Source organism: Bacillus seohaeanensis (assembly GCF_042684945.1).
Taxonomy (GTDB): Bacteria; Bacillota; Bacilli; order Bacillales; family Bacillaceae_B; genus Rossellomorea; species Rossellomorea seohaeanensis.
Window position 1 is genome coordinate 940,172 of the sequence record NZ_JBHUMF010000031.1, and the last position, 22,262, is coordinate 962,433.

Here is a 22,262-nt window from a genome sequence, read left to right on the forward strand (position 1 = left end):
CTCACTTCTACTTATTTAAGCACATAAAGAATGGTTGCAATGTCAATATCATTAGTAAGCAGATGCATGACAATTTCCCTTACTTCTTGTCTTGATTCTTTAATGATATTTTCAAATTCTTTATTACTATCCATGCTCCTCATCCTTTTCCTATTTTGAATTGCGTGATATAGCAACATAAAACCAACTCCCAACGCTATACTTACCAATGAATTTCGTAAAAAATAATTTACCATAAATAAAAAGAGAAGCACCTATCCGTTAGATACAGATAAATGCTTCTCTATATAGATCATCAATTGATAAGGACTTAACATAACATTCGCATCCTTTATTTCCATCTTCTATACAAAATATTTATATATATTTATTTTAACCTAAAATATTATTGATTAGAAGTGATTTAGTAAATTTGCACCCTACCCAACCCTTGTTACATAACAGACTTAATTGTATTTAATTGTTATATAAGAGGTAGAACCGCCAACATATTGTATTTTTGTCTCATATCCATATACTTGTAAGAGTAAACTTCATTTCTATTAAACTTCTATTTACACCACGTATTATCCCCACAACTGAAAGGAGAATCACCATGGAGCAAAGCATAAAAATACAAGCTGTTATCCCTATTCCAGAAGACCAAATACTAATTGAGAAGGTTGAACTTGAAAGGTTAAAATCACTTGAATTACAAGGTAGGTATTGGTCAATGCAAGATTTAGAAGAAAGGATAAATAAAAAAAGAGAATGGATTAAAGAGAACATTCTCTATAAACCTAAATTCAAAATGATCTTAGACGTTAATAATGGTGGATTTGTATATTATCCAGAAAAGAAAGGACAGAATTGGAGTTTTCAAGCAAATAAAATGGCACATTTTTTAGATAAAAACTTTTCAGAAATATTCTCCTCATAATCTACTTATCTAATCTATTGTAGATTATTCCTTCATTTGCTGATACAGCAATACTACAACTATCAATTATCCCAATTAAAAACTATACAAAACCAAATATTGCGTTTATTATAAGGGTGACCAACGACCACCCTTTAATAATTCATACAAAGAGGTGGAAATATGGCAAGCATAACAAAAAGAGGTAAAACCTACCAATACACAGTCAGCAATATGGAAAATGGCAAATCAATACCCATTAGAAAAGGAGGGTTTAGGACTAAAAAAGAAGCTCAAATTGCGGCCGCTGAAATTGAAGCATCTTTAGCCAAAGGATTAGTTCCCGTACTAAAAAAAGTACCTTTCAATGAATACTTTGAAAAATGGATTCAACTTTACAAAGAACCAAAAGTTACACTCGTAACATTAGAACATTATAAGTATTCATTGAAGGCGGTTAATGAATACTTTCAATATAAAGCTATTCAGGATATCAAAAGACAAGACTACCAGATGTTTTTGAATTGGCTTGGTAAAGATAAAGCAAAAGAAACAGTTGCTAAAATCAGTGGTCATATCAAAGCATGTGTGAAAGATGCAATTGAGGAGCAAATTATACAGATTGATTTTACCAGAAAAACAGAACTCACTTGGACAGTACAATCCAAAAAATCTACTGAAAAACATTTGAGCTATGTAGAAAGTGAGCGACTATTGCAAAGCATATGGAATAATCTCGATAAGGGATTAGGATATTCAATGTTACTATTAGCAATTACTTCGGGAATGCGTTATGAGGAACTAATTGGACTAACAAGACAAGACTTTGACTTTGTAAACAACACCATTAACGTAAACAAAACATGGGGATACAAGAAAAACTCTCCTAAAGGTTTTGGCCCAACTAAAAACGAACAATCGATTCGTACAATTAAGATGGATGACAAAACAATGATTCATTTCAAAGATTTATTCAAAATAACACCAACAAATCTTGATCAATTGGTATTTTATAGTCCATCCTCAAAATACAAAGTCATCAGCAATACAAATGCCAATAAGTTATTGAGAAATTTACTGGATGAATTAAATCTTACTTCTATAACTGTTCATGGATTAAGACATACGCATGGAAGTATATTGTTATATAAAAAGGCTTCTATTCATTATGTAAGTGAACGTTTAGGTCATGGAGATATAGAAACAACATTGAAGGTCTATACCCATGTATTAAAAGAGTTACGTATAGAAGATGAAAAACTATCCACGAAAACTTTTGCACAGATGATTGTGTAAAAAATGTGTAAAATCATTTCAATATCTATCTTCACCTATCTTATACCCCTAAAAATAAAAATGCCCATAAACCTTGATGCGTAAAGGTTTATGAGCAATTTCGCCCCTATTAATCTTAACTAAAATTAATCTGCGGATACCGGTGGTCGGGGTCAAACCGCTAACAGCGAAGGAACAAAATTTTTCCCAATCCTACACAATCCTATTTTTTAATTTCCCTAATCCCTCGACTTCAAGCTCTACCCTATCCCCAGGTTCCAACCAACGATGAACTTCAGGCCCTAGTTCTAGCAAACACCCCCTCCCCACTGTTCCAGAACCAATAATCTCCCCAGGATAAAGTGTCACACCCTCGGAAGCCCGTTCAATCATCTGCCCAAATGAGTAATAGATATCTTTAAAGTTCCCTTCAGAAAGCATTTTTCCGTTGACCGATGCCGTCATGCTCAGATTAAACCGATCCCCAATTCGGTATGACTCTAGTTCATCCTTTGTGACTATATAAGGCCCTATGGAATTAGCAAAGTCCTTCCCTTTTGCAGGCCCTAAACCAACTTTCATTTCTTTTGATTGTAAACCTCTTGCAGACCAGTCGTTTAGAATCGTATAACCAAAAATGTACTCTTCCGCTTCTTCTGCTTTAATATTCTTTCCTTCTTTTCCAATAACACAAGCCATCTCTAACTCATAGTCTAATAGCTTACAGGATGGCGGTCTTTCTACCTCATCATTAGGTCCTCGAAGTGCTAGATGATTTGTAAAATAAAACACAGGAATCTCATACCATTCCGGTACAGGTGGTAACCCTACTCGCTTTCCTGCATTTAACATATGTTCCTCAAATGCAATAAAATCTCGCACACTTGGAGGGTTTGGTAAAGGCGTAGTCAAGTTGATTTCATCCAAAGGAGTACTTTTTCCTTCTAGTTTTTGCAACTTAGGGAGATAACTCTCGTAGCCTTTGATAAGATCTAGTACATTATCCGGTAACTCGCCGTTACTCACTTCATGTATATCAAATACGTTATTTCCTTCCACCCATCCGGCTTTTTTCTTCCCCTCTTGGTTGATAAATGTAATTAATTTCAATAGGATCATCCTTTACTTTCATTTTCGTTTATACGACAGATTTATGTTTCTGATAAACGTCCCTTCCACTTTGTGTAATCGCAACTTTTCTTCGTATAAATCCGGATTCTTTGAGGTACTTTTGACGAATTAATTTTGCTAAAATAACCGAGGCCTTTAATGAGTCAAAATCATTTTCTTTCAAATAGATATTTAATGCGTCCTGTCCTTTTTCTAATTGTTTTAGGAAATATAAATCATCGACTGATATACCATCTTGTGCAAGTGGTACTTCCCTTTGTTTTATTTCAACGAATCGTGAACCACTTTCTGTAATCGTAAATGTGTAAAAACCAGAACCAGTATAACTTTCTCTTTTGATCAATCGTTTCTTGTCTAACGATTCCACAATTTTATTACTAACAGAGGAGTCTACACCCAGTAAGTCACTAATCTCTGCCATCGTGTTATATCCTAAATGGATGTATGTTAAAACGACTTTTTCTTGCTCACATACAGTCGCTTGTTTGTCAAAGTCGACGTCATTCCAATTTTTCTTCGCATAGTAGTTTGGTTTGGTAACGAGACTAATGAGAACAGTCGCTAGAACCGTAACTACTAACCCGACGACACCAACATGGGTATAGGCAGCAATACTAAAGATTCCAAATAAATCCATCAATGTAAAGACGACTAGCACAATAATTCCTAGTATCCCGCCATAAAACGCACCTTGAAAGGTTGTGCGTTTCCACCAAACTCCTAAAAATACAAGGACAGATGGAGGTCCGAGCCATGCTGTGGAAAAAGCAAATAAATAAAGTGGTCCACCAGGATAAAAACATAACAACCAAACAAGTAAGCCTAAGATGAGTGTAATCACTTTAGAAGGAACAGTAAGCTCTTTTGATGTGGCATTTGGTTTTACATAACGTTGATATAAATCTCGCACTGCTGTACTAGATGCACCCATTAGCGCGGTAGTCGATGTTGAAATGGAGGCAGCCAATGCCCCTAATAACGCTAAAGCAGCCACACCAATTGGTACCGCTTGCAAAACAACCCCGAATGCAGAAGTAGGATCTCCTTCCCCATATGGAGCAAAGAAGTCCGGAAAGATTGAACTCGCATAAACACCGATAAAGGCCAAAATAGTCCCAGGAACTAATAAAAAAAGTGCTCCTAATACGTAAGATACTTTTGCTGTTCTCTCACTCCTAGTAGAAGAAACACGTAACCAATAATAATTATTCCCCCATACTAAGAAACAGGCAAAAAGAACAGAGAAAGTTAGGACACTGGGATATTGAAGGGAAAAGACAGCTAACGAACCATCCGCTTGCCCACTCGTCCAATACCCTAAGTCACCCGGCCAGTTTTGATTAATGAAATTTGTTCCTCCGTACTTAGAAATAATCGTAATTAATAAAACAGGCAAGGCAATCATTCCGATACACACTTGAATGAAATCTGTTAGGGTAACAGCCCAGAAACCACCAATATACGTAAAGAGTAAGAACATAAAGAAGATCACACTTAGTGTCCCAATTAAAGACCAACCCGTAAATCCCGTGGTCACAATCGCCATTGATACAACGTTATTCGCCATGATACCTAAAAGCCCTAGCATGGAGGCAATGGTAATTAAGGTTCTCGTACGGGAATCAAATCTCATCTCCAGCCATTCCGATAATGTATGAGCACCAGACCTTCTAATATATTTAGCAAAAATCCCCCCGTATAAAGCTAGTCCGCCAATACTATAGACCAAGCCAAAACCTAAAGCGCCCCAGATTCCAGAAGTGATTGCTAAACTGGGGATTAGCGTAATCATCGTACCTGCAAAGCCAATCGCAGCTACTCCGAAAATATTGGTAAGCATCCCAATCTCCCGTCCCGCAATGAAATAATCATTAGAACCGGTGATCCATTTTCTAGTGATAAATCCAACACTGACCAACACCGCTATAAAAATGATGCAATATAGAAGAAATACACCATTAAAGTTCAAAGACCTTTCCCCCTTGTCTATTCAATGATAGCGACTGGCCTTGTCCATCCTGCACTAGCACCAGTAATCTTTACTGGAAACACCGCTACAGTAAAACCGTATCTTTTCGGTAATTTTTCTAAGTTTGCAAGTTTTTCAATCTGGCAATACTCTGCTTCTTTCCCAACAAAATGGGCAGCCCAAAGTACGCCATCGCGGGGATTCTTTTTATAATCTGCTGCTTGCATTGGAAGTGGAATATCCCAACCCCAACCATCTGTCCCCATCACTTTAATTCCTTTTTGAATTAACCATCTTGTTGCATCTGCAGACATCCCAGCATGTGAACTAGCATAATTAGGATCGAACAATCGTTTATCTGCATCCGTTCGAACCAATACGATGTCATATGGTTGCAATTCATATTTCATTTCGTTTAATTGTGTTTCCAAGTCCTCCACCGTTATTTCATAACCCGCTTCTTTATCACTAAAGTTAAAGAGAACCCCATTTCCATAAAACCATTCCAATGGAAGTTCATCGATGGTACGAGATTTCTTCCCAGCGGTCTTTGCTGCATAATGCCATGGTGCATCTACATGTGTACCAGTATGGGTCGTCAGTTTTACCGTTTCTACTGCCCATGCTTGACTATCCGGGAAATCACTCGCTTTTAACCCTAGTAACCCTGCAGCTTGCTCCGCCCCTTGATCATGCGTTTCATATTCAATTTCTGGTGGAAACGGCTCCTTGGCTAGGGTATCCAACGGCACACTTAAATCAATGATTTGACGAAACTTGCGACTCATCAACATTCCCCTTTCTCATTAATTCTTTTTGAAAAACTACTATTATATAAAATATTATCAACTTTCAAAATTATAACAGTGCAAATATATAAACCTATTTTTTCAAAGGAAACGCAATGATTTATGTAGGATTTCTTGGGTTAAGTTTCTATTACTAAAAAATCGGGTCTGGATCTCAAATCGAGGTCCAGACCCACAAAATATAAAGTGAAACTTCAATCAGTGGGGGTTTTCTCCCATCCCCCACTGATTGTTAGTTAAACCAATCGGGCGTTTACGGACAGTTTGACCCCCACCTATGCTTCTCCGATCCTCTTAAGCCTTGAGGTGGGGGTCTTACTGTCCGTTAATGCGGGACAAACTATCCCACAAGCTTCTTCATCCACGCCACAAGTCCAGTATAATCCTTTTCCTCCGCAAACCGTTTCGCAATTTCTTTCATTTCTCCGTCTCGTTTAAATGTTTTTTTCTTTAGATCACGGATTTCATTTGCATGTTTCTTTAAGATCGTTGCCATTTGAACGGTATCTTGATAAATGTTGTTCATATCCCATCTACTAGTATGTTCATTTTCAGCAAGGAGACTAGAGCCCGATTGGTTTCCATAATGGACACTCCATTTGTAGTGAAGGTCACATGATTTTAAGTATTTTTCTTGAATGACTTCAAACCAAGCACCTTGAAATACGCCGGATAATTGGAAGTTCGGTGCATAGCGGTGGTGCCCGTTACAGCCAGCTAATGTCGTAATACCTGCTACGTTTAATATTTTTACCATCATTGCAACTTGTGGGTCTAACTCTAACGCATTCACTTTAATGCCAAATCTTCTTTGGGCAAATACTCTCCATCGATAGTGGTAACCTTCCATATTTACTGGAAATTCTTGACCACGGACATTCATGATTCTCTTCATCATCGCAATTGGTAGTCGGTTTACTAATACTTGAAATTTATTATCCATAGTCCATAATGTTGGGATATTCAAACGAATCAGTAACTCTCGCACCTTTTCGATGTCCACTTTTGTGTTTTCTTCAGTAAGCACGATTAGGTCATTTTTTACTTCAACAAACAATCCTCTCATTTGTAAAGCCTCTGCCACACGCTCTGTTCCATTCATCATTTCTAATTTCATTAAGTTCATTTTTATCATCCTCCTGTTTTCTTTGTAATTTAAGTATAAAAAAAGACCGGTTACTTTTTCGTAACCAGCCTAACGGAGGACAATCGACGGTATATCTGCTTTCCATTCATAACCATTATTTGTTGTGATTAAAACGGAGCTTGCTATATCGTCACGACCCATCGCTTGTGATAATTTTCTTCGTATACTTGTGATATAGCGTTTTACTGCTGAAGCGCTAACTTTGCGATCCTCCCATATAGACTCCTCAATTCGCTTTTTCGGACAAGAGGTCATTGCGTGATCCATTATGTAACCGAGAATTTCCGCTTCTTTTCGTTCTAAACGGATATCATCTTTAAAAGCACGAAAAAACTTATCCTCCTTTGTTAAATCTAATACAACACATTTTCCTTCCATCGCATCGTCCATAACTTTCGCAAAATCAGCTTTCGAAACAAACTTCCTTTTTTCATTTTCCGCTTTTAACAAAATCGGTTCTCTTCGATTCTCTTTCATTCGATCCGAATATAATTCGATAAACCATTCATGCTCCTGATCTATGTCTAGACTTTTTGCTTCTTCAAACAATTTAAATGCCTTTGCAATATACCCAAGCCTTGCATAACCAAGCGCGATATTACAAAGAAGTTTAATCCGTTTGCTTCCGCTTATCCCTTTTTCTAAAGCTTCGTTTCCATAAAAAAGAACCGCTTCCCATCGCCTTTTCTCCTTTGCTAGTACGAAAGACAAATGATAAAAGGCATCGGGTTTATTTGATGCATGAATCGTAGCAAGTCGCAATGTTTCATAAGCTCTACGATGATTTCCCATTCTTATTTTTTCATCTCGACCTACCTCTAAGTAAAGCTCGGACAGCGTTATCGAATAACGTGGTTCTTTCTTATCCAATCGGATAAACTGTTTATACAGTTCCACCCCTTCTTCTAACCAAGCATGCCGCTCCGCTCCCGCATCCAACCCGTCACGATCGAGCCAATTATCCTCCCAATCTAGTAACTCATCTATCGTTTTCTGCTGCATCTCCATCACTCTCTTTTCAACATAGGATATTCGTCAATTATATCAAATAACATAATTTTAGTTCTTTTGGATGGTTCTCTTGCTTCAAAGAAGCACAAGACCCGCCCCTTTGCTTTCACATGATAAAATACTATTAATCGATAAAATGTTCAAAATGAAATAGGAACCTTTAGATATAAATGATAGAAACATAGCACAAAGGAGTTACAAAAATGGATATTCAACATCTCAAATATTTAGTAGAAGTCGCCAAACATAAAAATTTTACAAAGGCATCGCAAAGTCTACATGTATCCCAACCCTCCATCAGCAAAATGATAAAAAGCTTAGAAGCAGAACTGCAGGTTACGCTGCTGGATCGGTCAGAGAGAAAAGTAGAACTGACGGATGCTGGGAAATTGGTATTTGAACAAGCAGTAAAAATTTTGCAGATGGTAGAGGATGTACATTCTTCTGTTAATGAGCTGGTTCATATAAAAAAAGGAACGATCAACATGGGGTTAATGCCAACCTTAGGTGTAATGTTATTCCCAAGTGTCATTGCAGGGTTCAAAAAGGAATATCCTCAAATCGATATTCAAATGGCGGAAGCTAGTGGAAAACTGTTAGAACGAAAGGTATTGGAGGGAGAAGTTGATTTAGGGATTACCGTATTGCCCGTTCACTCCGAAATGTTTGAATCCATCCCTTTATTAAAAGAAGAACTTGTTGTGATTGCAGATCCTGAACATTGGCTTTCGGAAAGAAAATTTGTGTCTTTATCTGATTTAGAGAATGAAGACCTTATTCTTTTCACCGAAGAATTTGTTCTTCATGATGTGGTCAAGCAGGCCTGTTTGGAATCGGGGATTGAACCAAATGTTGTTAATGAAAGTTCGTTATGGGATATCGTTGGGGAAATGGTAGTAGCACAGTTTGGGATATCGATTGTTCCTCTGTCGGTTGCAAATCGTTTTAAGGGCCGAGTTTCCGTAGTATCTATCACCTCGCCTACCGTTAATTGGGAATTGGCTCTTATTTATAGAAAGAATAAATATCTCTCTTATGCTACTCGGGAGTTTATCGCCTATATTCAAGAGGGAAAAACCAACTATAACTTTAAGGAATAGTTTTTATATCTTTTATGTATTTTACGAATCGTTATCCTCTAAGTAGAATGGGAAATAGGTTATTTTTTCTATTTCGGAGGTGTGACGCTTGAAAAAAGTGTTAACGATAGTATGGCAAATCGGTGTAGTTATTGCTTTTAGTTGGATTGGTGAAGGGATTGTCTCTCTTACTCATGTACCTATTCCAGGGAGCATTATTGGGATGATTTTATTATTCTTCGGTCTGCAGTTGGGCTGGATTAAACTGAATTGGGTGGAAGCAGGTGCAGCACTTCTCCTATCCGAAATGATGGTATTCTTTATACCGTCCGTCGTTGGATTTATGCAATATTCTTGGATGTTTGGTATTAAAGGGCTAGTCATCTTATTTATTGTTGTTAGTGGGACGGCACTGATGATGATGGCAACGGGGGTCATTTCTGAAAGGTTGCTAGAAAGACAAGGCGGTGAAGCAAGAAGATGGTACCCGAAATATTTTCTTTAATTATCACCATCTTTTTTTACTTTCTGGCGAAAAAGATCCATAAGAAAAAGCCCAGCTTGGCATTTTCACCAATTGTTCTCACCCCTGTTATGCTAATTGCGCTCCTTTTAATTATCGATTTGCCTTATGATGAATATGTAAAAGGGACGTTTCCGCTAAATGAAATGTTAAATGTTGTGACCGTTGCCTTAGCAATTCCTTTGTACCGGAACTGGTCATTTTTGGCGAAAAATTGGCGCGTTATTTTATTCAGTCTTTCCGCCGGGTCGTTGATTGCTGTCGTTTCTGGGATTTTATCTACTTACTGGCTTGCAATGGGTAAGGATTATATGATTAGTATCATCCCCCGGATTGTGACCATCCCAATTGCCGTCAATTTATCCGAATCAATCGGCGGGATTCCTACCATAACCGTTCTTTTTAGTATGATGACATGCTTTATTGGTGTGTTCATGGCACCAGCGATATTAAAACACTTTTCCATTAAACATCCTCTTTCCATCGGCATGGTGTACGGTTTAGGTGCACAGGCACTTGGAACCGCAAAAGCATTTCAAATCGGAGATAAAGAAGGAACAACATCCAGTGTAGCCTATATAGTAACTGCCATACTTACAGTTATTTGGGCATTAATTTTGACACCGATTATAAATTAGAGCGAAGGGACGTTCTTGCTTCAGTGAAGCGTAAGAACCGTCCCTTACATTTTTCATTTACATTGTGCTAATGTCAATGACGAATCGATACTTGACATCGGATGCTAAAACTCGTTCATAAGCTTCATCAATTTGATCTGCAGAAACGATTTCAATTTTGGGAGCAATGTTATGTTCTGCACAGAAATCCAGCATTTCCTGTGTCTCACGAATGCCCCCAATCATGGATCCTGCAAACGAACGACGATGACCAATAAGAGAAAACGCATTAACCGCCAATGGTTCTGCAGGCGCACCAACATTTACAAGTGTACCATCTAATGTTAGCAGGGAGAGGTATGCGCTTATGTCAATTTTGGCACTTACTGTATTAATAATTAGATCAAATGTTCCAGCTAGTTTCTCAAATGTAGCTGGATCACTTGTGGCATAGTATTCACTGGCACCAAATTGTAAGCCATCTTCCTTTTTATTTAGTGTTTGTGACAACACAGTAACTTCTGCTCCCATCGCGTGTGCAATTTTCACAGCCATATGTCCAAGACCACCCATGCCAACTATAGCCACTTTCTTTCCTGGTCCAGCTCCCCAATGATTTAGAGGAGAGTATGTTGTAATACCTGCACAAAGTAATGGTGCTGCAACATCCAGCTCGATGTTATCAGGAATTCCGACTACAAAATCTTCTGTTACAACAATGTGCGTTGAATAGCCACCTTGAGTAGGCTCGCCGTATTTGTCCACTCCAGCATAAGTTGGGATATTACCCTTGAGACAATATTGTTCCTCCCCTTTGCGACAATTCTCACATTCACCGCAAGAATCGACCATACAACCTACACCGACGCGATCTCCAACTTTATATTTCGTAACTTCTGGCCCAATAGCTGTTACAATACCTGCAATCTCATGTCCAGGTACAAGAGGATAGTTTACTGTCCCCCATTCCCCGTGTGCAGTATGGATATCTGAGTGACATATACCCGCATAGTTAATTTCAATCAGTACATCATGTGTATCAAGGTCGCGTCTTTTAATTTCAGCTGGTCGAAACGGTTTATCTGGACCGTCGACAGCTCTAGCTTTAGCAGTTAACATAAAAAAACCTCCTATAAACGTATACTTGTCAAGAGAATCTGATTGTTTCGGCTAAATGATTCAATTAGACATTCCTTTATTTCTAATTAAACCTCTTATACTCTTGCAACAATATGTTAAGCCTTATAGTTAACTCGAAGTCAAGTAATATACTTTATTTTTTGATGATTCTTAACTTTGTTAGTTTCATATAAACAAGCTTATAATCAATCAACTACTTTTATAAGGAAAATACTCTATAATGCTAAGCCCGATTCTTTTAAAAGACTTGGACATCCGAAATATCCCATGATAAAATCCCTTTCATAAACATAAGTTTAGATCGGTAAGAAAGGGAGATAAATGGTGAAGACATACTCTATTAGTGAAGTTGCAAAAGTATTGGATCTTACCGCATATACCTTGCGCTACTATGACAATGAGGGCCTTATGCCTTTTGTAGAACGTTCCCCCAATGGAACAAGAGTATTTAAAGAATCCGATATCGAAGCTTTAAAAGTAATCGAATGTTTAAAAGCAACTGGGATGTCTATTAAAGAAATAAAAAACTTCATTGATTGGTGTTCGGAAGGGGATTCTACGTTGCAACAAAGATATGATATGTTTATAGAACGAAAAGCTACTGTAGAAGCACAAATAGAAGAATTAAAAAAGACAATGGAACTTATTGAACATAAATGCTTGTATTACAAAACGGCATTAGATGCTGGAACAGAAGATATACATAAAGGTAATAAAATAGAGATTACTAATTAATAGAAGACAACTATATTCAGATAGACATCTATGAAGCATAACTAGTTTATTTATGTTTTTGTTAGGAAAGTAACGATAAACAAAATTAGCCAGAAGTCCTCCACTACCTTGTCGTGCACTAGCATTATCTATAGAAAAAACCTCAGACGTTAGAATTAATGAAGGAATCATTCGACCAACTGTTTAAGATAGGTTAAATAATTTTTAAAGCGAAGGGACGGTTCTGAGACTGCTGAAAAAGTAATACTTTGTGAAGCAGCAAAGATTTTTCATCAATATACAAATAATAAAAGAATCTAATAGCCTATATGTAGTAGGTTGTCAGATTCTTTTTCTCTTTAAATGGACTTTTTCACTAGTCCCACCTATTCATTGTTAGGAATGTTCATTACAAACGGGATTGAGATAGAGACAATCACCAAAAGCATTCTCAACACTTTTTTTCATTAATCCCTTGTTAATTATTGGAGAATTCTTTAATTTTTCGATATCCTTAATATGATATATTTACAATTCAATCGTTCCCTATCGCCAAAGAGTTCAAAGTTAGATGAAATGGAATAGTCATTCTTATTAATGAAATTCGTTAGAGGAGGTTGTCAGAATGGGGCAATTACAAGGAAAAACAGCAATCATCACAGGAGCGAGCAGCGGGATTGGTGCTGGAATCGCAAAAGAAGTTGCTAAAGAAGGCGCAAATGTAGTGTTGGCTGCCCGCAATATCGAAAAACTAGCTGAATTAGAAAAAGAAATTAAAGAACAAGGGAATGGGAAAGTGTTAACAGTCCAGACGGATGTAACAAATAAGCAAAACGTTGAGAACTTAGTGAAAAAAGCTGAGGAAGCATTCAACCATGTTGATGTTTTAGTGAATAATGCAGGGCAAATGCTTTCCTCCCCTGTCCGTTCCGGAAAAGTAGACGAATGGGAAAACATGATCGACGTAAATATAAAAGGAGTACTTTTCTGTACCCATTCGGTACTGCCATCTATGCTCGAACGCTCAAGTGGTCATATTATTAACATCGCGTCTGTTTCCGGATTTGAAGTAACGAAAGCAAGTACTGTCTATAGCGCAACAAAATTTGCAGTCCGTGCCATTTCCGCCGGATTGGAAAAAGAATTGGCCAAAACTGGTGTCCGTGTAACCAATATTTCTCCAGGTATGGTAGACACGTCTTTAGCCAACGGGAGTTCATGGAGTAACGAACGTAAAAAGTTAGAGACAAAAGATATTGCAAAAGCCATCGTATATGCCGTAACACAACCGGATTATGTGAATGTGAATGAAATAACCGTTCGCCCGGTTTAAGCAGGAAACAGAAATCCACAACTATTTATTGCACTCCAAGTTTAGACACACACTCTAACTCTTGGAGTGCTTGGAAAATATTCTTCCATTTTCATAACTAAAAAAGAGACAGTAAACCGTCCCCCATGTTTCCAAAACTGATTTCATAAATGATGTAACCACAAAGAAATAAATAATCCAATTGCAGTTACAAACCCTACAAATGGTCCGCCTTTTTTAAACGCCTCTGGCATCATCGTTGAGGCTAACATCGCAATAATTGCTCCTCCGGCAAATGAACTCATTAACGCTTTGATGACGTCAGAAGCATTTTCTAATAGCGCTCCTCCCCACGAGCTTAGACCTGAGAAAAATACAACAGAAGCCCAAAGGATAAGTATCTTTTTCTTGGAATAACCACTTTGCTGCAATCCCACTGTACTAGAGATTCCTTCGGGTAAATTACTAATAAAAATAGATATTACTAGTGCTATACTAACAGACTCACCGCCGATTAAACTCATACCAATGATTGCGGATTCCGGTAATGTGTCCATCACCGTCCCAATAAAAATAGCCACTCCCGAGCCTTTTGTTTGCTCTCGATCTGAAGACTCCTTGCGTTCGGAGTGCTTTCTATTATGTCCTCCTCTATGAGACACAACTATATTAAAAATTGTAAAAACAAGTGCACCACCAAGAAACCCTAAAGCAATTTGCTTAAATCCACTCATTTCTACTGCATCTTCTAGTAATTCAAATGTTGTTGCACCAATTAGTGCACCAGTTCCTAAAGCCATAATGAAGGCTATTACGCGTTTGGGGATGGAGAACTTCAGAACAATTAAAGCACCAATCATGGTCGCTGAAGCAGCAATTGTTCCCCACATAATTGCATTCCACACAATAAGTCCCCCCCATATTTTAATTAAACTTTCTTATTAATCCTCTCTAATATTGGAAGAACTTATTCATGAAACATCATAATTGAAAAAGAATCATAAGAACTAGTACCACTGAACCATTTTTATCTAGTGGAGACCTACCTAATAGGAAAACAGAGGGATTTCCATAATGAAAAATAGACAGTAAACCGTTCCCCCTGTTTCCCTTCAATTGCCCTCTTTACATTTCATACGTTACGTTGTAGAATCTCTATATACATAAAAAACCTAGGTAGGTGAGAAGATGTTTAATCGCGAATTAGTAAAAGGAAGTACGTCCCTCTTGTTGCTTCAGTTGCTAGAAGAACGGGACATGTACGGATACGAGCTGGTAAAGGAACTGGAGAAACGGAGCGGAAATGAGTTTTCTGTTAAGGAAGGTACGTTGTATCCGGCACTACACAAGCTGGAAAAGCAAGAATACATTGAATGTTATTGGCAAGAACAAGAAAAAGGTCCAGCACGGAAGTATTATCGGATAACGGAAGCAGGAAAAGAAATGCTCCTTGAAAAAACCAATGAGTGGAATAACTTCGTTTCCGTCATGAACAAGTTGATGGGGAGAAAAAATCATGGAACGGCTAAAGAATAAATTCTTAACAGACTTGTCAAAAGGCCTCGGAGATCACCCGGATAAGAAATCAATTTTAATGGAATATGATGCTCATCTCGACGAACTCCTTGTTGAGCTCTATAAGCTGGAGGATGAATTAGAGATACAGTCTCAGGTCTATTCTAAGTTCGGGAGTCCAGAAGAGATTGCTGCCATGTGGAAAGAAGAGCTTTCGGTTACACCTAGCAATATGAAGTGGTTGTTCATCGCAGTGAATATTCTTTTTTTCGCTAGTGGAGGTGCCCTTACACTCGCGCATAATCTGTTTGATTGGAATTGGCTTACAAATTTATGGTTTAAACTGACTTCCTTTCCAATCATCATTGCTCTCGTTTACATGATCTTTTGGGCCTTGCTTGGCTACGAAATTGGGAGAGGCTTTGGACATAAAGGCAAGCGTTTGATGACTCGTACATTCATTCTCGCCTTAATTCCGAATGTAACACTTATGGCGTTAACCGTTTTCCACATCATTCCTTACGAATGGTTCTTTCCATTATTACAGGAAACGTTTATCGGACTCTGTATCTTGCTCACGGTTCTTTTATATCCAGTTTGCCTAATTAGTTACAGGTGGGGAAAAAAAGCTTCTGTATAAGCTTTTTTTTGAAATACTACCTAGAAATTCTATATACAAAGAAAAACAATTATTGGGGGTTATAAAAATGGAAATGAAAATAGAAAAAAGAGACTGGGTGTTCTTGCTCTTATGTCTTGTTGTAGGGGTCGTAGCAGAAGAAGCATTCTTGTGGGACCAGATTGGCATTTCTTATTTTGTGTTTATCACTGCATTTTACGCGATATTTTATTGGAGATTTCGCTCCTTTTCGTTCTCGCATCAGCGACTAGGCTATCTAGTATTAATCTCCATTTGGCTTCTGGCATTAAGTTATTATCTCTATGATATACCCATGTTTTATGCATTAAATATTCTTGCCATTCCAGCCCTAGTTATTTTTCATCTTGTGTTGATTACTTCACCGAAAAAAATGGAGTGGAATAAGCTGAGCTTCCTCTTTTATGCTTTATTACGCCTTGGAAATGGGATTCTGTATAGTTTCCGTTTCGTCGCACGTATAACTGGCATTCTTAAGAAAAGTAGTAATCCAAAGCAATATGATGTTTGGAAAAAAGTGCTGATTGGGATTGCCATCTCAGTTCCTATTTTATTTGTCGTCCTAAATCTATTGGCCTCGGCTGATACTCAATTTGAACGGCTGTTAAGTAACTTTCCTAACTTACTAAGCTTTAATCCAGAGACTGTCTTCCGTTTCGTCGCCATTCTGATTTATACCTTTGGTTTCTTTGGGTTCTTACAGGTACTGCTGCATAAAAAGATTCAAGTTGTCCAGAAAGAAGGAACCTCTACTCCGCTGGCACTAGACGGGATTATTACTCTAACGGTGCTGCTGCTCCTTGACTTGGTGTATGTATTATTTGTTGCCGTCCAATTCAAGTACTTTTTCAGCGGTACGCTTGAGAGTGGCTATACGTATGCACAATATGCGCGTCGCGGTTTTTTTGAATTGCTGTTTGTTACTTTGATTAACCTAACTGTCACAACCGTTGTGATTCCATTTACGAAAAACGCCCTCGGAGGTTTGAAAAAGACCATCCAGTTGGCGTTGACCGTTCTTGTCTTATCAAGTGGAGTTCTGCTAGTCTCTGCCTTCATGCGAATGGCAATGTATGAGGATGCTTATGGGTTTACTTTTACCCGCGTCCTAGTGACTTCCTTTATGATTTTCCTTATGGTTATCTTTGCTTATACGCTTGTGAAAATCTGGCTCGAGAGGCTTTCATTGTTCCACTTTTATTTCATGGCTTCCATCATTTTTTATACAGGCATCAATCTCGTAAACTTCGATCAAATTGTCGTTGATCGCAATATCGCCCGCTTTGAAACAACGGGAAAAATTGATATCCATTATTTAAACAGATTATCCTCAACAGGGGTCCTCGGTTTAATCGATCTTTATGAAAAGAACCCTGACATTCCAGGGTTGGAAGAGTTATTAAAACAACGTAAGGCGGACAGAGAGTACATCAAAAGCGATACATGGCAGTCACATAACCTTACAAGAGACAAAGCTTACAAAAAGCTTGGTCAATTGGATTTATGAAGCGAAGGGACGGTTCTTCCGCTTCATTAAGCGTAAGAATTCTCCTACTACATTGAAGCGAAAGAAACACCCCCTTTCCTTCAAATAAGCTTATTCGGGTTGTGTTAGACACGTGTTTTCAATAGAAAGACGCCTGGCATTTTAATAGTAATCGAATTTAAACTTATGGTAATTCAATAGCTGACATGTCTGGAAGGGATTCGGCAAATTATTGAATCGAAAACCTTCCTTCACCTCATTACCGAAGGAAGCGATGGAACCGTCCGGACCAGTGAAAAAGTCCATTTAAAGAGAAAAAGAATCTGACAACCTACTACGTATAGGCTATCAGATTCTTTTATTATCTGTGTATTGATGAAAAATCTTTGCTATTCAAAAAGTGTTACTTTTTCAGCAGTCTCGGACGGTTCAGACGCTTCCATTAGGAATGATGAAGCAGAAGCTCCGTCCCTAAGATTTTGAATATACATCAATGCAATGCTAATGGAGGCGAGTACCTTTATATAAGCAGATTAAAGAGATCTGGATCCTTATTGACCTCCATAAATGAAAAGCCTTTTTTCTTCATTCGATCAATTAATCCTTGATAATTTTCTTTATTTTGAATTTCGATGCCCACTAAAGCTGGTCCATTTTCCTTATTATTCTTTTTTGTATATTCAAATCTTGTTATATCATCAGTTTGGTCTAGAACTTCAATAAGAAATTCCCTTAATGCACCTGCCCTTTGTGGGAAATTCACGATAAAATAATAGAGTAATCCTTCATACAGCATGGAGCGTTCTTTAATCTCTTGCATTCTTCCAATATCATTATTCCCTCCACTAATGACACAAACAACATTTTTCCCTTTAATTTCATCCTTGTAAAAATCTAATGCTGCAACAGGTAAAGCACCAGCTGGCTCTACAACAATAGCATGTTCATTATATAAATCTAGTATACTTGTACAAGCTTTACCTTCTGGGACAACAATAATGTCGTCAAGAAGTTCACGACAAATATCGAATGTTTTACTGCCTGGTGTCTTGACTGCACATCCATCCACGAAACTATCAATATTGTGAAGGGTTGTGATTTCATTTTCTTTAATCGATTCCTTCATACTTGTTGCGCCCGCTGGTTCAATACCAATCATTTTCGTCTCTGGTGATACACTTTTAATATATGTACTTAAACCTGACACCAAGCCGCCCCCACCAACTCCGGCAAAGACAAAGTCTACTTTTTGATCACAATCATTCATAATTTCAATAGCAACTGTTCCCTGTCCAGCAATAACTTTTTCATCATCGAATGGGGCGATAAACGAGCGACTTTCCATCTTAGAACAGCTAATTGCTTCTTGATAAGAATCGTCAAACGTATCACCTATTAAAATAATTTCAACAAAATCTCTGCCAAATCGTTTCACTTGTTTAATTTTCTGCTTTGGTGTTGTAGTCGGCATAAAGATTTTCCCATGAACGTTCAGTTTATGGCATGCAAAGGCAACTCCTTGTGCATGGTTACCTGCACTCGCACAAACCACTCCATGATGAAGAATTTCTTTGTCTAAGGATGCTACTTTATAGTACGCCCCTCTTAATTTGAAAGAACGGATAAACTGTAAGTCCTCCCTTTTCAGAAAAATGTTACAGCCATATTTCTCAGATAATTGCTCATTTTTTTGTAATGGTGTATGGCTAACAACATCCTTAATTTGTTGGTAAGCAATAATTACATCTTCTAACTGAACTGCCTTCTTATTGATTACGGATTTCTCATTCATTTAAGTTTACATCTCCAAACCTGCTATTTTCACTTTTTAAGATTATACCACTTTTACTGAAAAATCAAAATACTTTTCAAAATCAACTTTTATAGTGCTGGTGCCGAAGCGAAGGGACGGTTCTTCCGCTTCATTAAAGCCTGAGAATTCTCCTACTTCATTGAAGCGCCCCCCCCCCTTCCTTCAAACAGGATTATTCAGGTTGTGTCACGCACATGTTTTCAATAGAAAGACGCCTGGTATTTTAATAACAATCGAGTTTAAACTTGAGGAATTTATAACAAATGGTAATTCAATAGCTGACATAGCTGAATCGAGAACCTTCCTTCACCTCATTACCGAAGGAAGCGGTGGAACCGTCCCCGATACTTTAGCTGTTGACAAATAACACTATTAGTGTAAAAATACACTAAACGAGGAGTTGGATACGGTGGATAAAGAATATTTTACAAAACTAATATCAAATAAGATGAAACTGGTTCGAACAGAGCAAGGATTCTCACAAGATAAAATGGCTGAAATTTTAGGGATTTCTAAAAAAACACTTGTACAAATTGAAAAGGGAAGAACTACTGCCAATTGGACTACTACTGTAGCATTTTGTGCTTTATTCAATCAAAGTGAGTTGTTGGTATCTGTAATCGGTGACAATCCAGTTGAGTTTATCCAACTTATTGCTAAAAATATTGATGATACATCAAAGGAAAAAACGATGGGAGGTAAGATTTGGTGGAGGGAGATTAAGGTTAAGGGTAATTTTCGTTTACAACAAAATTTAATTAGTAACCATTATCGAATTTTAGATGAAGACAATTTCCGATGGTTTAGTTCATTCGAAGAAGATGAAGCAATGAAAAGGTTAGAAGAGTTAGGTTAGCATCGTAATTCGTCATTTTACAAGGAGGAATTAGTATGAAAAATAAATTCTCAATATTGTTAATAGTGTCTTATTTATTGGCTTTTTCAGTAAATTTAATGCCTTCATTAAAATATCCAGACGTAAAAGTAAATATTTCCCATTTGCTTGCAACCCTATTATTTATCTTTTTATTACTTATGTATTCTAAAAAAGGAAGCAAGACATTGAAGGTATTTTCAATAGTGGGAGTTGTGTCAGGTGTACTTATATTTGTCGTCAAAACATTTGAGAACGCTATGTTAGAAAATGCTATTTTAGATGCAATTGCATCCATACAGTATCCTTTATTCTTAATTTTCACCACACCTATATTTGGTGGTAATATACTATTCAACCTGAGTTATGGTTCCTACTCCTTGTTAATGTCACTATTTTATGGAGCTGTATTATGTTTGACACTTTATTTTAAAAAGAACGTGACTCGTACTGTTTAATTTGTCGCATGGAACGGTTGCAAGCGCTAAACACGAGCAATCGCTTTTTCACTAATGGCGATAACAATAAATTAGTAACTACAAAAAAGTTAAAACTTTAATGTGTAATACAATGGGAAGAGGGGTAAATCCAAACGGATTTACCCCTCTTCTTTTTTACATATAAGCTTTTAGCTAGTTATAAAATGTGGTGAAGGCAATATTTTATATTTTACATATCTTACGAGAGAAATAAACACAGATTAATAAGATGCAAGCATATGTATTATGTGAAAAATAGGATAAAAATGTAATTTATCTACAACACTTAGTTTGTGAAGCAGCCAAATTAACTCATACTTATGGCAAAAAGTAGTATACTTCATTACATTTTTAATTATACTTTTACAATTTTTTCGAAAATAATACAATCAGACTAATTCTAACATTAATTTGCTAATTTTCGACAAAGTCAGCCAAAAAATCACAAAATGACTAATATACTTTTTTGGTATTTTGGCTTTTTTGTAAGTAAAATAGCCTATCTAGTTATAATTGGTAGGTTTGACATATCTTGGATTACATTATAGTTTAATTTATGTCAATTCTGATCAGAATGATATAACTTAAAAGATTAGTAGGTGATAAGTCTTTTGGTTTTGTTATAGTAGTTTGCTTTATATCATTTGTCACAAGTATATGCAAAGGAATTTTATGTAGGTGAAGAGCCAGTACAAGTATCCATTAATGGAGAGGGCGGAGACGTTGTGGAAGTACTTCCTATATCTTTTGATTCTAATCCGTCTCAAGACTAAAAAAAGTGAGGCTTCCAAAAGCAGCATATGAAGAAATACAACTTACTGGTGAAAATGGATCTTGTTACCTCGGTCAAGAATATTGGACTCTAATAAGGAATCAAGGATTAAAAAGTTGATTTCAGCTACTTGATTTGAACACAATCAATGGCGTGTTGTTAGGTAATCAAAATGAGAGTATCGAGTATTACACACTATTATTTATTGTTTAAAATTAGAGAGGGGTAATTTTATGCTAAAAAAAGTGGCAACTATAGGATTAATTTCTTTTACTTTGTTTTCTGGAATATCTACTGTTAGTGCAAAAGAAAATACTAATCTAAACACAGAACTAACTAAAGAGGAAAAACAAATATTGAAAGAGCAACGAGCTGAGTTAAGAGAACTTTGGGATCAATATCCTGTTGAAATTAATAAAAAGGATAAATCATCAGTTCAAGCTGCTAGTGCACAACTATCTGGCTCAATCGGTAGTAAAGGTGATATTTTAATGGCTCTTGATTCTATTACTGACCATGTGGCAATAGTTAAAGATTCATATACAATTATAGAGGCACATCCAGATACGGATGACGTTGCTTATAGAAGCAATGATTTCCCAGCAAGATACGATGATATAAAGGGGTTAAGAGTATCAACTACCTATAGCAAAAAATCAGGAGCAGTATCTTATGCTGAAAGACAATTAGGAGAACCTTATACACTTTTCACAACAAGAAACTCTACTGACTCATGGTATTGCAGTAAGTTAATATGGGCAGCTTATATGTCTCAAGGAATTGACTTAGAAAGTACTATTAATGCTATGATGATTACACCGGGAGACTTATTGGAATCTCCACATACAAGTGTGTTTTATCAAAGCTAATAATTTTTAATTTTCCCTAAATTGATTAAGTAATCCAAATTTATATTTGGATTACTTAATCACATGAATTTCATCATTCTCAGTTCATGTTCCCCAACAAGCAGGTGTGAAAAAGAAATTAGAGCAAAATGTCTTTTCGTTTAGCTACAATGCTCCGTTGGCATAACTAGT

22 protein-coding genes are annotated in these 22,262 nt (G+C 37.0%); 13 read left to right on the top strand and 9 right to left on the bottom strand.

All coding sequences use genetic code 11. The annotated features are described in order from the left end of the window. Nucleotides 1-11: 11 nt before the first annotated feature. Nucleotides 12-179, bottom strand: coding sequence for a hypothetical protein (locus ACFSUL_RS17875; protein ID WP_377937255.1), 168 nt, complete (start codon nucleotides 177-179; stop codon nucleotides 12-14). Nucleotides 180-595: 416 nt separating this feature from the next. Here ACFSUL_RS17875 and ACFSUL_RS17880 point away from each other — a divergent pair, with 416 nt between their 5' ends. Further along, complete coding sequence (locus tag ACFSUL_RS17880; RefSeq protein ID WP_044161442.1) at nucleotides 596-919, top strand: DUF771 domain-containing protein; 324 nt, start codon at nucleotides 596-598, stop codon at nucleotides 917-919. A 162-nt stretch (nucleotides 920-1,081) separates the two neighbouring features. Continuing rightward, on the top strand, nucleotides 1,082-2,194 hold the full coding sequence (locus ACFSUL_RS17885) for a tyrosine-type recombinase/integrase (protein ID WP_377937256.1): 1,113 nt from the start codon (nucleotides 1,082-1,084) through the stop codon (nucleotides 2,192-2,194). Between the two features lie 192 nt (nucleotides 2,195-2,386). Here the strand turns inward: ACFSUL_RS17885 and ACFSUL_RS17890 are convergent, their stop codons facing one another. The 5 genes from ACFSUL_RS17890 to ACFSUL_RS17910 all read right to left on the bottom strand — a co-directional run bounded on the left by ACFSUL_RS17890 (nucleotide 2,387) and on the right by ACFSUL_RS17910 (nucleotide 8,231). After that, nucleotides 2,387-3,283 (bottom strand): fumarylacetoacetate hydrolase family protein, encoded by an 897-nt coding sequence (locus ACFSUL_RS17890; RefSeq protein ID WP_377937257.1) that lies wholly within the window; start codon nucleotides 3,281-3,283, stop codon nucleotides 2,387-2,389. 28 nt (nucleotides 3,284-3,311) lie between these two features. Continuing rightward, nucleotides 3,312-5,273: a sodium:solute symporter family protein gene (locus ACFSUL_RS17895; RefSeq protein WP_377937258.1), complete on the bottom strand. Its 1,962-nt coding sequence runs from the start codon at nucleotides 5,271-5,273 to the stop codon at nucleotides 3,312-3,314. Between the two features lie 17 nt (nucleotides 5,274-5,290). After that, a complete protein-coding gene (locus ACFSUL_RS17900) occupies nucleotides 5,291-6,061 on the bottom strand; it encodes a cyclase family protein (RefSeq protein ID WP_377937259.1) in 771 nt (256 codons plus the stop codon). Between the two features lie 361 nt (nucleotides 6,062-6,422). Next, nucleotides 6,423-7,208 (bottom strand): hypothetical protein, encoded by a 786-nt coding sequence (locus tag ACFSUL_RS17905; protein WP_377937260.1) that lies wholly within the window; start codon nucleotides 7,206-7,208, stop codon nucleotides 6,423-6,425. A gap of 69 nt (nucleotides 7,209-7,277) precedes the next feature. Then, a complete protein-coding gene (locus ACFSUL_RS17910; protein ID WP_377937261.1) occupies nucleotides 7,278-8,231 on the bottom strand; it encodes a winged helix-turn-helix domain-containing protein in 954 nt (317 codons plus the stop codon). 212 nt (nucleotides 8,232-8,443) lie between these two features. Between ACFSUL_RS17910 and ACFSUL_RS17915 the strand changes: the two genes are divergently transcribed. From ACFSUL_RS17915 to ACFSUL_RS17925, 3 genes are all read left to right on the top strand, one after another. Beyond that, the gene (locus ACFSUL_RS17915) at nucleotides 8,444-9,340 is read left to right on the top strand and encodes a LysR family transcriptional regulator (RefSeq protein ID WP_377937262.1); all 897 of its coding nucleotides are present in this window, start codon (nucleotides 8,444-8,446) and stop codon (nucleotides 9,338-9,340) included. A gap of 97 nt (nucleotides 9,341-9,437) precedes the next feature. After that, on the top strand, nucleotides 9,438-9,824 hold the full coding sequence (locus tag ACFSUL_RS17920) for a CidA/LrgA family protein (RefSeq protein ID WP_377937763.1): 387 nt from the start codon (nucleotides 9,438-9,440) through the stop codon (nucleotides 9,822-9,824). Beyond that, on the top strand, nucleotides 9,800-10,480 hold the full coding sequence (locus ACFSUL_RS17925) for an LrgB family protein (RefSeq protein ID WP_377937263.1): 681 nt from the start codon (nucleotides 9,800-9,802) through the stop codon (nucleotides 10,478-10,480). The genes ACFSUL_RS17920 and ACFSUL_RS17925 overlap by 25 nt, the downstream gene beginning before the upstream one ends. Nucleotides 10,481-10,537: 57 nt before the next feature. Here ACFSUL_RS17925 and ACFSUL_RS17930 read toward each other — a convergent pair whose 3' ends face one another. Next, entirely contained in the window at nucleotides 10,538-11,578 is a 1,041-nt protein-coding gene (locus ACFSUL_RS17930) for an NAD(P)-dependent alcohol dehydrogenase (RefSeq protein WP_377937264.1), read from the bottom strand. Between the two features lie 345 nt (nucleotides 11,579-11,923). Here ACFSUL_RS17930 and ACFSUL_RS17935 point away from each other — a divergent pair, with 345 nt between their 5' ends. Beyond that, on the top strand, nucleotides 11,924-12,334 hold the full coding sequence (locus tag ACFSUL_RS17935) for a MerR family transcriptional regulator (RefSeq protein WP_071412637.1): 411 nt from the start codon (nucleotides 11,924-11,926) through the stop codon (nucleotides 12,332-12,334). Nucleotides 12,335-12,938: 604 nt separating this feature from the next. Continuing rightward, entirely contained in the window at nucleotides 12,939-13,646 is a 708-nt protein-coding gene (locus ACFSUL_RS17940) for an SDR family oxidoreductase (RefSeq protein WP_377937265.1), read from the top strand. A gap of 143 nt (nucleotides 13,647-13,789) precedes the next feature. Here the strand turns inward: ACFSUL_RS17940 and ACFSUL_RS17945 are convergent, their stop codons facing one another. Further along, on the bottom strand, nucleotides 13,790-14,530 hold the full coding sequence (locus tag ACFSUL_RS17945; protein ID WP_377937266.1) for a ZIP family metal transporter: 741 nt from the start codon (nucleotides 14,528-14,530) through the stop codon (nucleotides 13,790-13,792). A gap of 283 nt (nucleotides 14,531-14,813) precedes the next feature. Here ACFSUL_RS17945 and ACFSUL_RS17950 point away from each other — a divergent pair, with 283 nt between their 5' ends. The 3 genes from ACFSUL_RS17950 (at nucleotide 14,814) to ACFSUL_RS17960 (ending at nucleotide 17,305) form a co-directional block, all read left to right on the top strand. After that, a complete protein-coding gene (locus tag ACFSUL_RS17950; RefSeq protein WP_377937267.1) occupies nucleotides 14,814-15,161 on the top strand; it encodes a PadR family transcriptional regulator in 348 nt (115 codons plus the stop codon). Continuing rightward, nucleotides 15,142-15,780, top strand: coding sequence for an HAAS signaling domain-containing protein (locus ACFSUL_RS17955; RefSeq protein WP_377937268.1), 639 nt, complete (start codon nucleotides 15,142-15,144; stop codon nucleotides 15,778-15,780). The genes ACFSUL_RS17950 and ACFSUL_RS17955 overlap by 20 nt, the downstream gene beginning before the upstream one ends. Nucleotides 15,781-15,847: 67 nt before the next feature. After that, nucleotides 15,848-17,305, top strand: a complete 1,458-nt coding sequence (locus ACFSUL_RS17960) for a DUF4153 domain-containing protein (protein ID WP_377937269.1) — start codon at nucleotides 15,848-15,850, stop codon at nucleotides 17,303-17,305. A gap of 499 nt (nucleotides 17,306-17,804) precedes the next feature. Here ACFSUL_RS17960 and ilvA read toward each other — a convergent pair whose 3' ends face one another. After that, entirely contained in the window at nucleotides 17,805-19,076 is a 1,272-nt protein-coding gene (gene ilvA, locus ACFSUL_RS17965; RefSeq protein WP_377937270.1) for a threonine ammonia-lyase IlvA, read from the bottom strand. A gap of 430 nt (nucleotides 19,077-19,506) precedes the next feature. Here ilvA and ACFSUL_RS17970 point away from each other — a divergent pair, with 430 nt between their 5' ends. The 3 genes from ACFSUL_RS17970 (at nucleotide 19,507) to ACFSUL_RS17980 (ending at nucleotide 22,091) form a co-directional block, all read left to right on the top strand. Beyond that, nucleotides 19,507-19,953, top strand: coding sequence for a helix-turn-helix transcriptional regulator (locus ACFSUL_RS17970; RefSeq protein WP_377937271.1), 447 nt, complete (start codon nucleotides 19,507-19,509; stop codon nucleotides 19,951-19,953). Nucleotides 19,954-19,988: 35 nt separating this feature from the next. Continuing rightward, entirely contained in the window at nucleotides 19,989-20,429 is a 441-nt protein-coding gene (locus tag ACFSUL_RS17975) for a hypothetical protein (RefSeq protein ID WP_377937272.1), read from the top strand. A gap of 1,026 nt (nucleotides 20,430-21,455) precedes the next feature. Next, nucleotides 21,456-22,091 (top strand): YiiX/YebB-like N1pC/P60 family cysteine hydrolase, encoded by a 636-nt coding sequence (locus tag ACFSUL_RS17980; RefSeq protein ID WP_377937273.1) that lies wholly within the window; start codon nucleotides 21,456-21,458, stop codon nucleotides 22,089-22,091. Nucleotides 22,092-22,262 lie beyond the last annotated feature (171 nt).

Bases quoted from the DNA above. Each gene is read 5' to 3' on its own strand.
- ACFSUL_RS17875 (WP_377937255.1), bottom strand. From the start codon at position 179: ATGTTGCTATATCACGCAATTCAAAATAGGAAAAGGATGAGGAGCATG.
- ACFSUL_RS17880 (WP_044161442.1), top strand. From the start codon at position 596: ATGGAGCAAAGCATAAAAATACAAGCTGTTATCCCTATTCCAGAAGAC.
- ACFSUL_RS17885 (WP_377937256.1), top strand. From the start codon at position 1,082: ATGGCAAGCATAACAAAAAGAGGTAAAACCTACCAATACACAGTCAGC.
- ACFSUL_RS17900 (WP_377937259.1), bottom strand. From the start codon at position 6,061: ATGAGTCGCAAGTTTCGTCAAATCATTGATTTAAGTGTGCCGTTGGAT.
- ACFSUL_RS17905 (WP_377937260.1), bottom strand. From the start codon at position 7,208: ATGAACTTAATGAAATTAGAAATGATGAATGGAACAGAGCGTGTGGCA.
- ACFSUL_RS17910 (WP_377937261.1), bottom strand. From the start codon at position 8,231: ATGCAGCAGAAAACGATAGATGAGTTACTAGATTGGGAGGATAATTGG.
- ACFSUL_RS17915 (WP_377937262.1), top strand. From the start codon at position 8,444: ATGGATATTCAACATCTCAAATATTTAGTAGAAGTCGCCAAACATAAA.
- ACFSUL_RS17925 (WP_377937263.1), top strand. From the start codon at position 9,800: ATGGTACCCGAAATATTTTCTTTAATTATCACCATCTTTTTTTACTTT.
- ACFSUL_RS17930 (WP_377937264.1), bottom strand. From the start codon at position 11,578: ATGTTAACTGCTAAAGCTAGAGCTGTCGACGGTCCAGATAAACCGTTT.
- ACFSUL_RS17940 (WP_377937265.1), top strand. From the start codon at position 12,939: ATGGGGCAATTACAAGGAAAAACAGCAATCATCACAGGAGCGAGCAGC.
- ACFSUL_RS17950 (WP_377937267.1), top strand. From the start codon at position 14,814: ATGTTTAATCGCGAATTAGTAAAAGGAAGTACGTCCCTCTTGTTGCTT.
- ACFSUL_RS17955 (WP_377937268.1), top strand. From the start codon at position 15,142: ATGGAACGGCTAAAGAATAAATTCTTAACAGACTTGTCAAAAGGCCTC.
- ACFSUL_RS17960 (WP_377937269.1), top strand. From the start codon at position 15,848: ATGGAAATGAAAATAGAAAAAAGAGACTGGGTGTTCTTGCTCTTATGT.
- ilvA (WP_377937270.1), bottom strand. From the start codon at position 19,076: ATGAATGAGAAATCCGTAATCAATAAGAAGGCAGTTCAGTTAGAAGAT.
- ACFSUL_RS17975 (WP_377937272.1), top strand. From the start codon at position 19,989: ATGAAAAATAAATTCTCAATATTGTTAATAGTGTCTTATTTATTGGCT.
- ACFSUL_RS17980 (WP_377937273.1), top strand. From the start codon at position 21,456: ATGCTAAAAAAAGTGGCAACTATAGGATTAATTTCTTTTACTTTGTTT.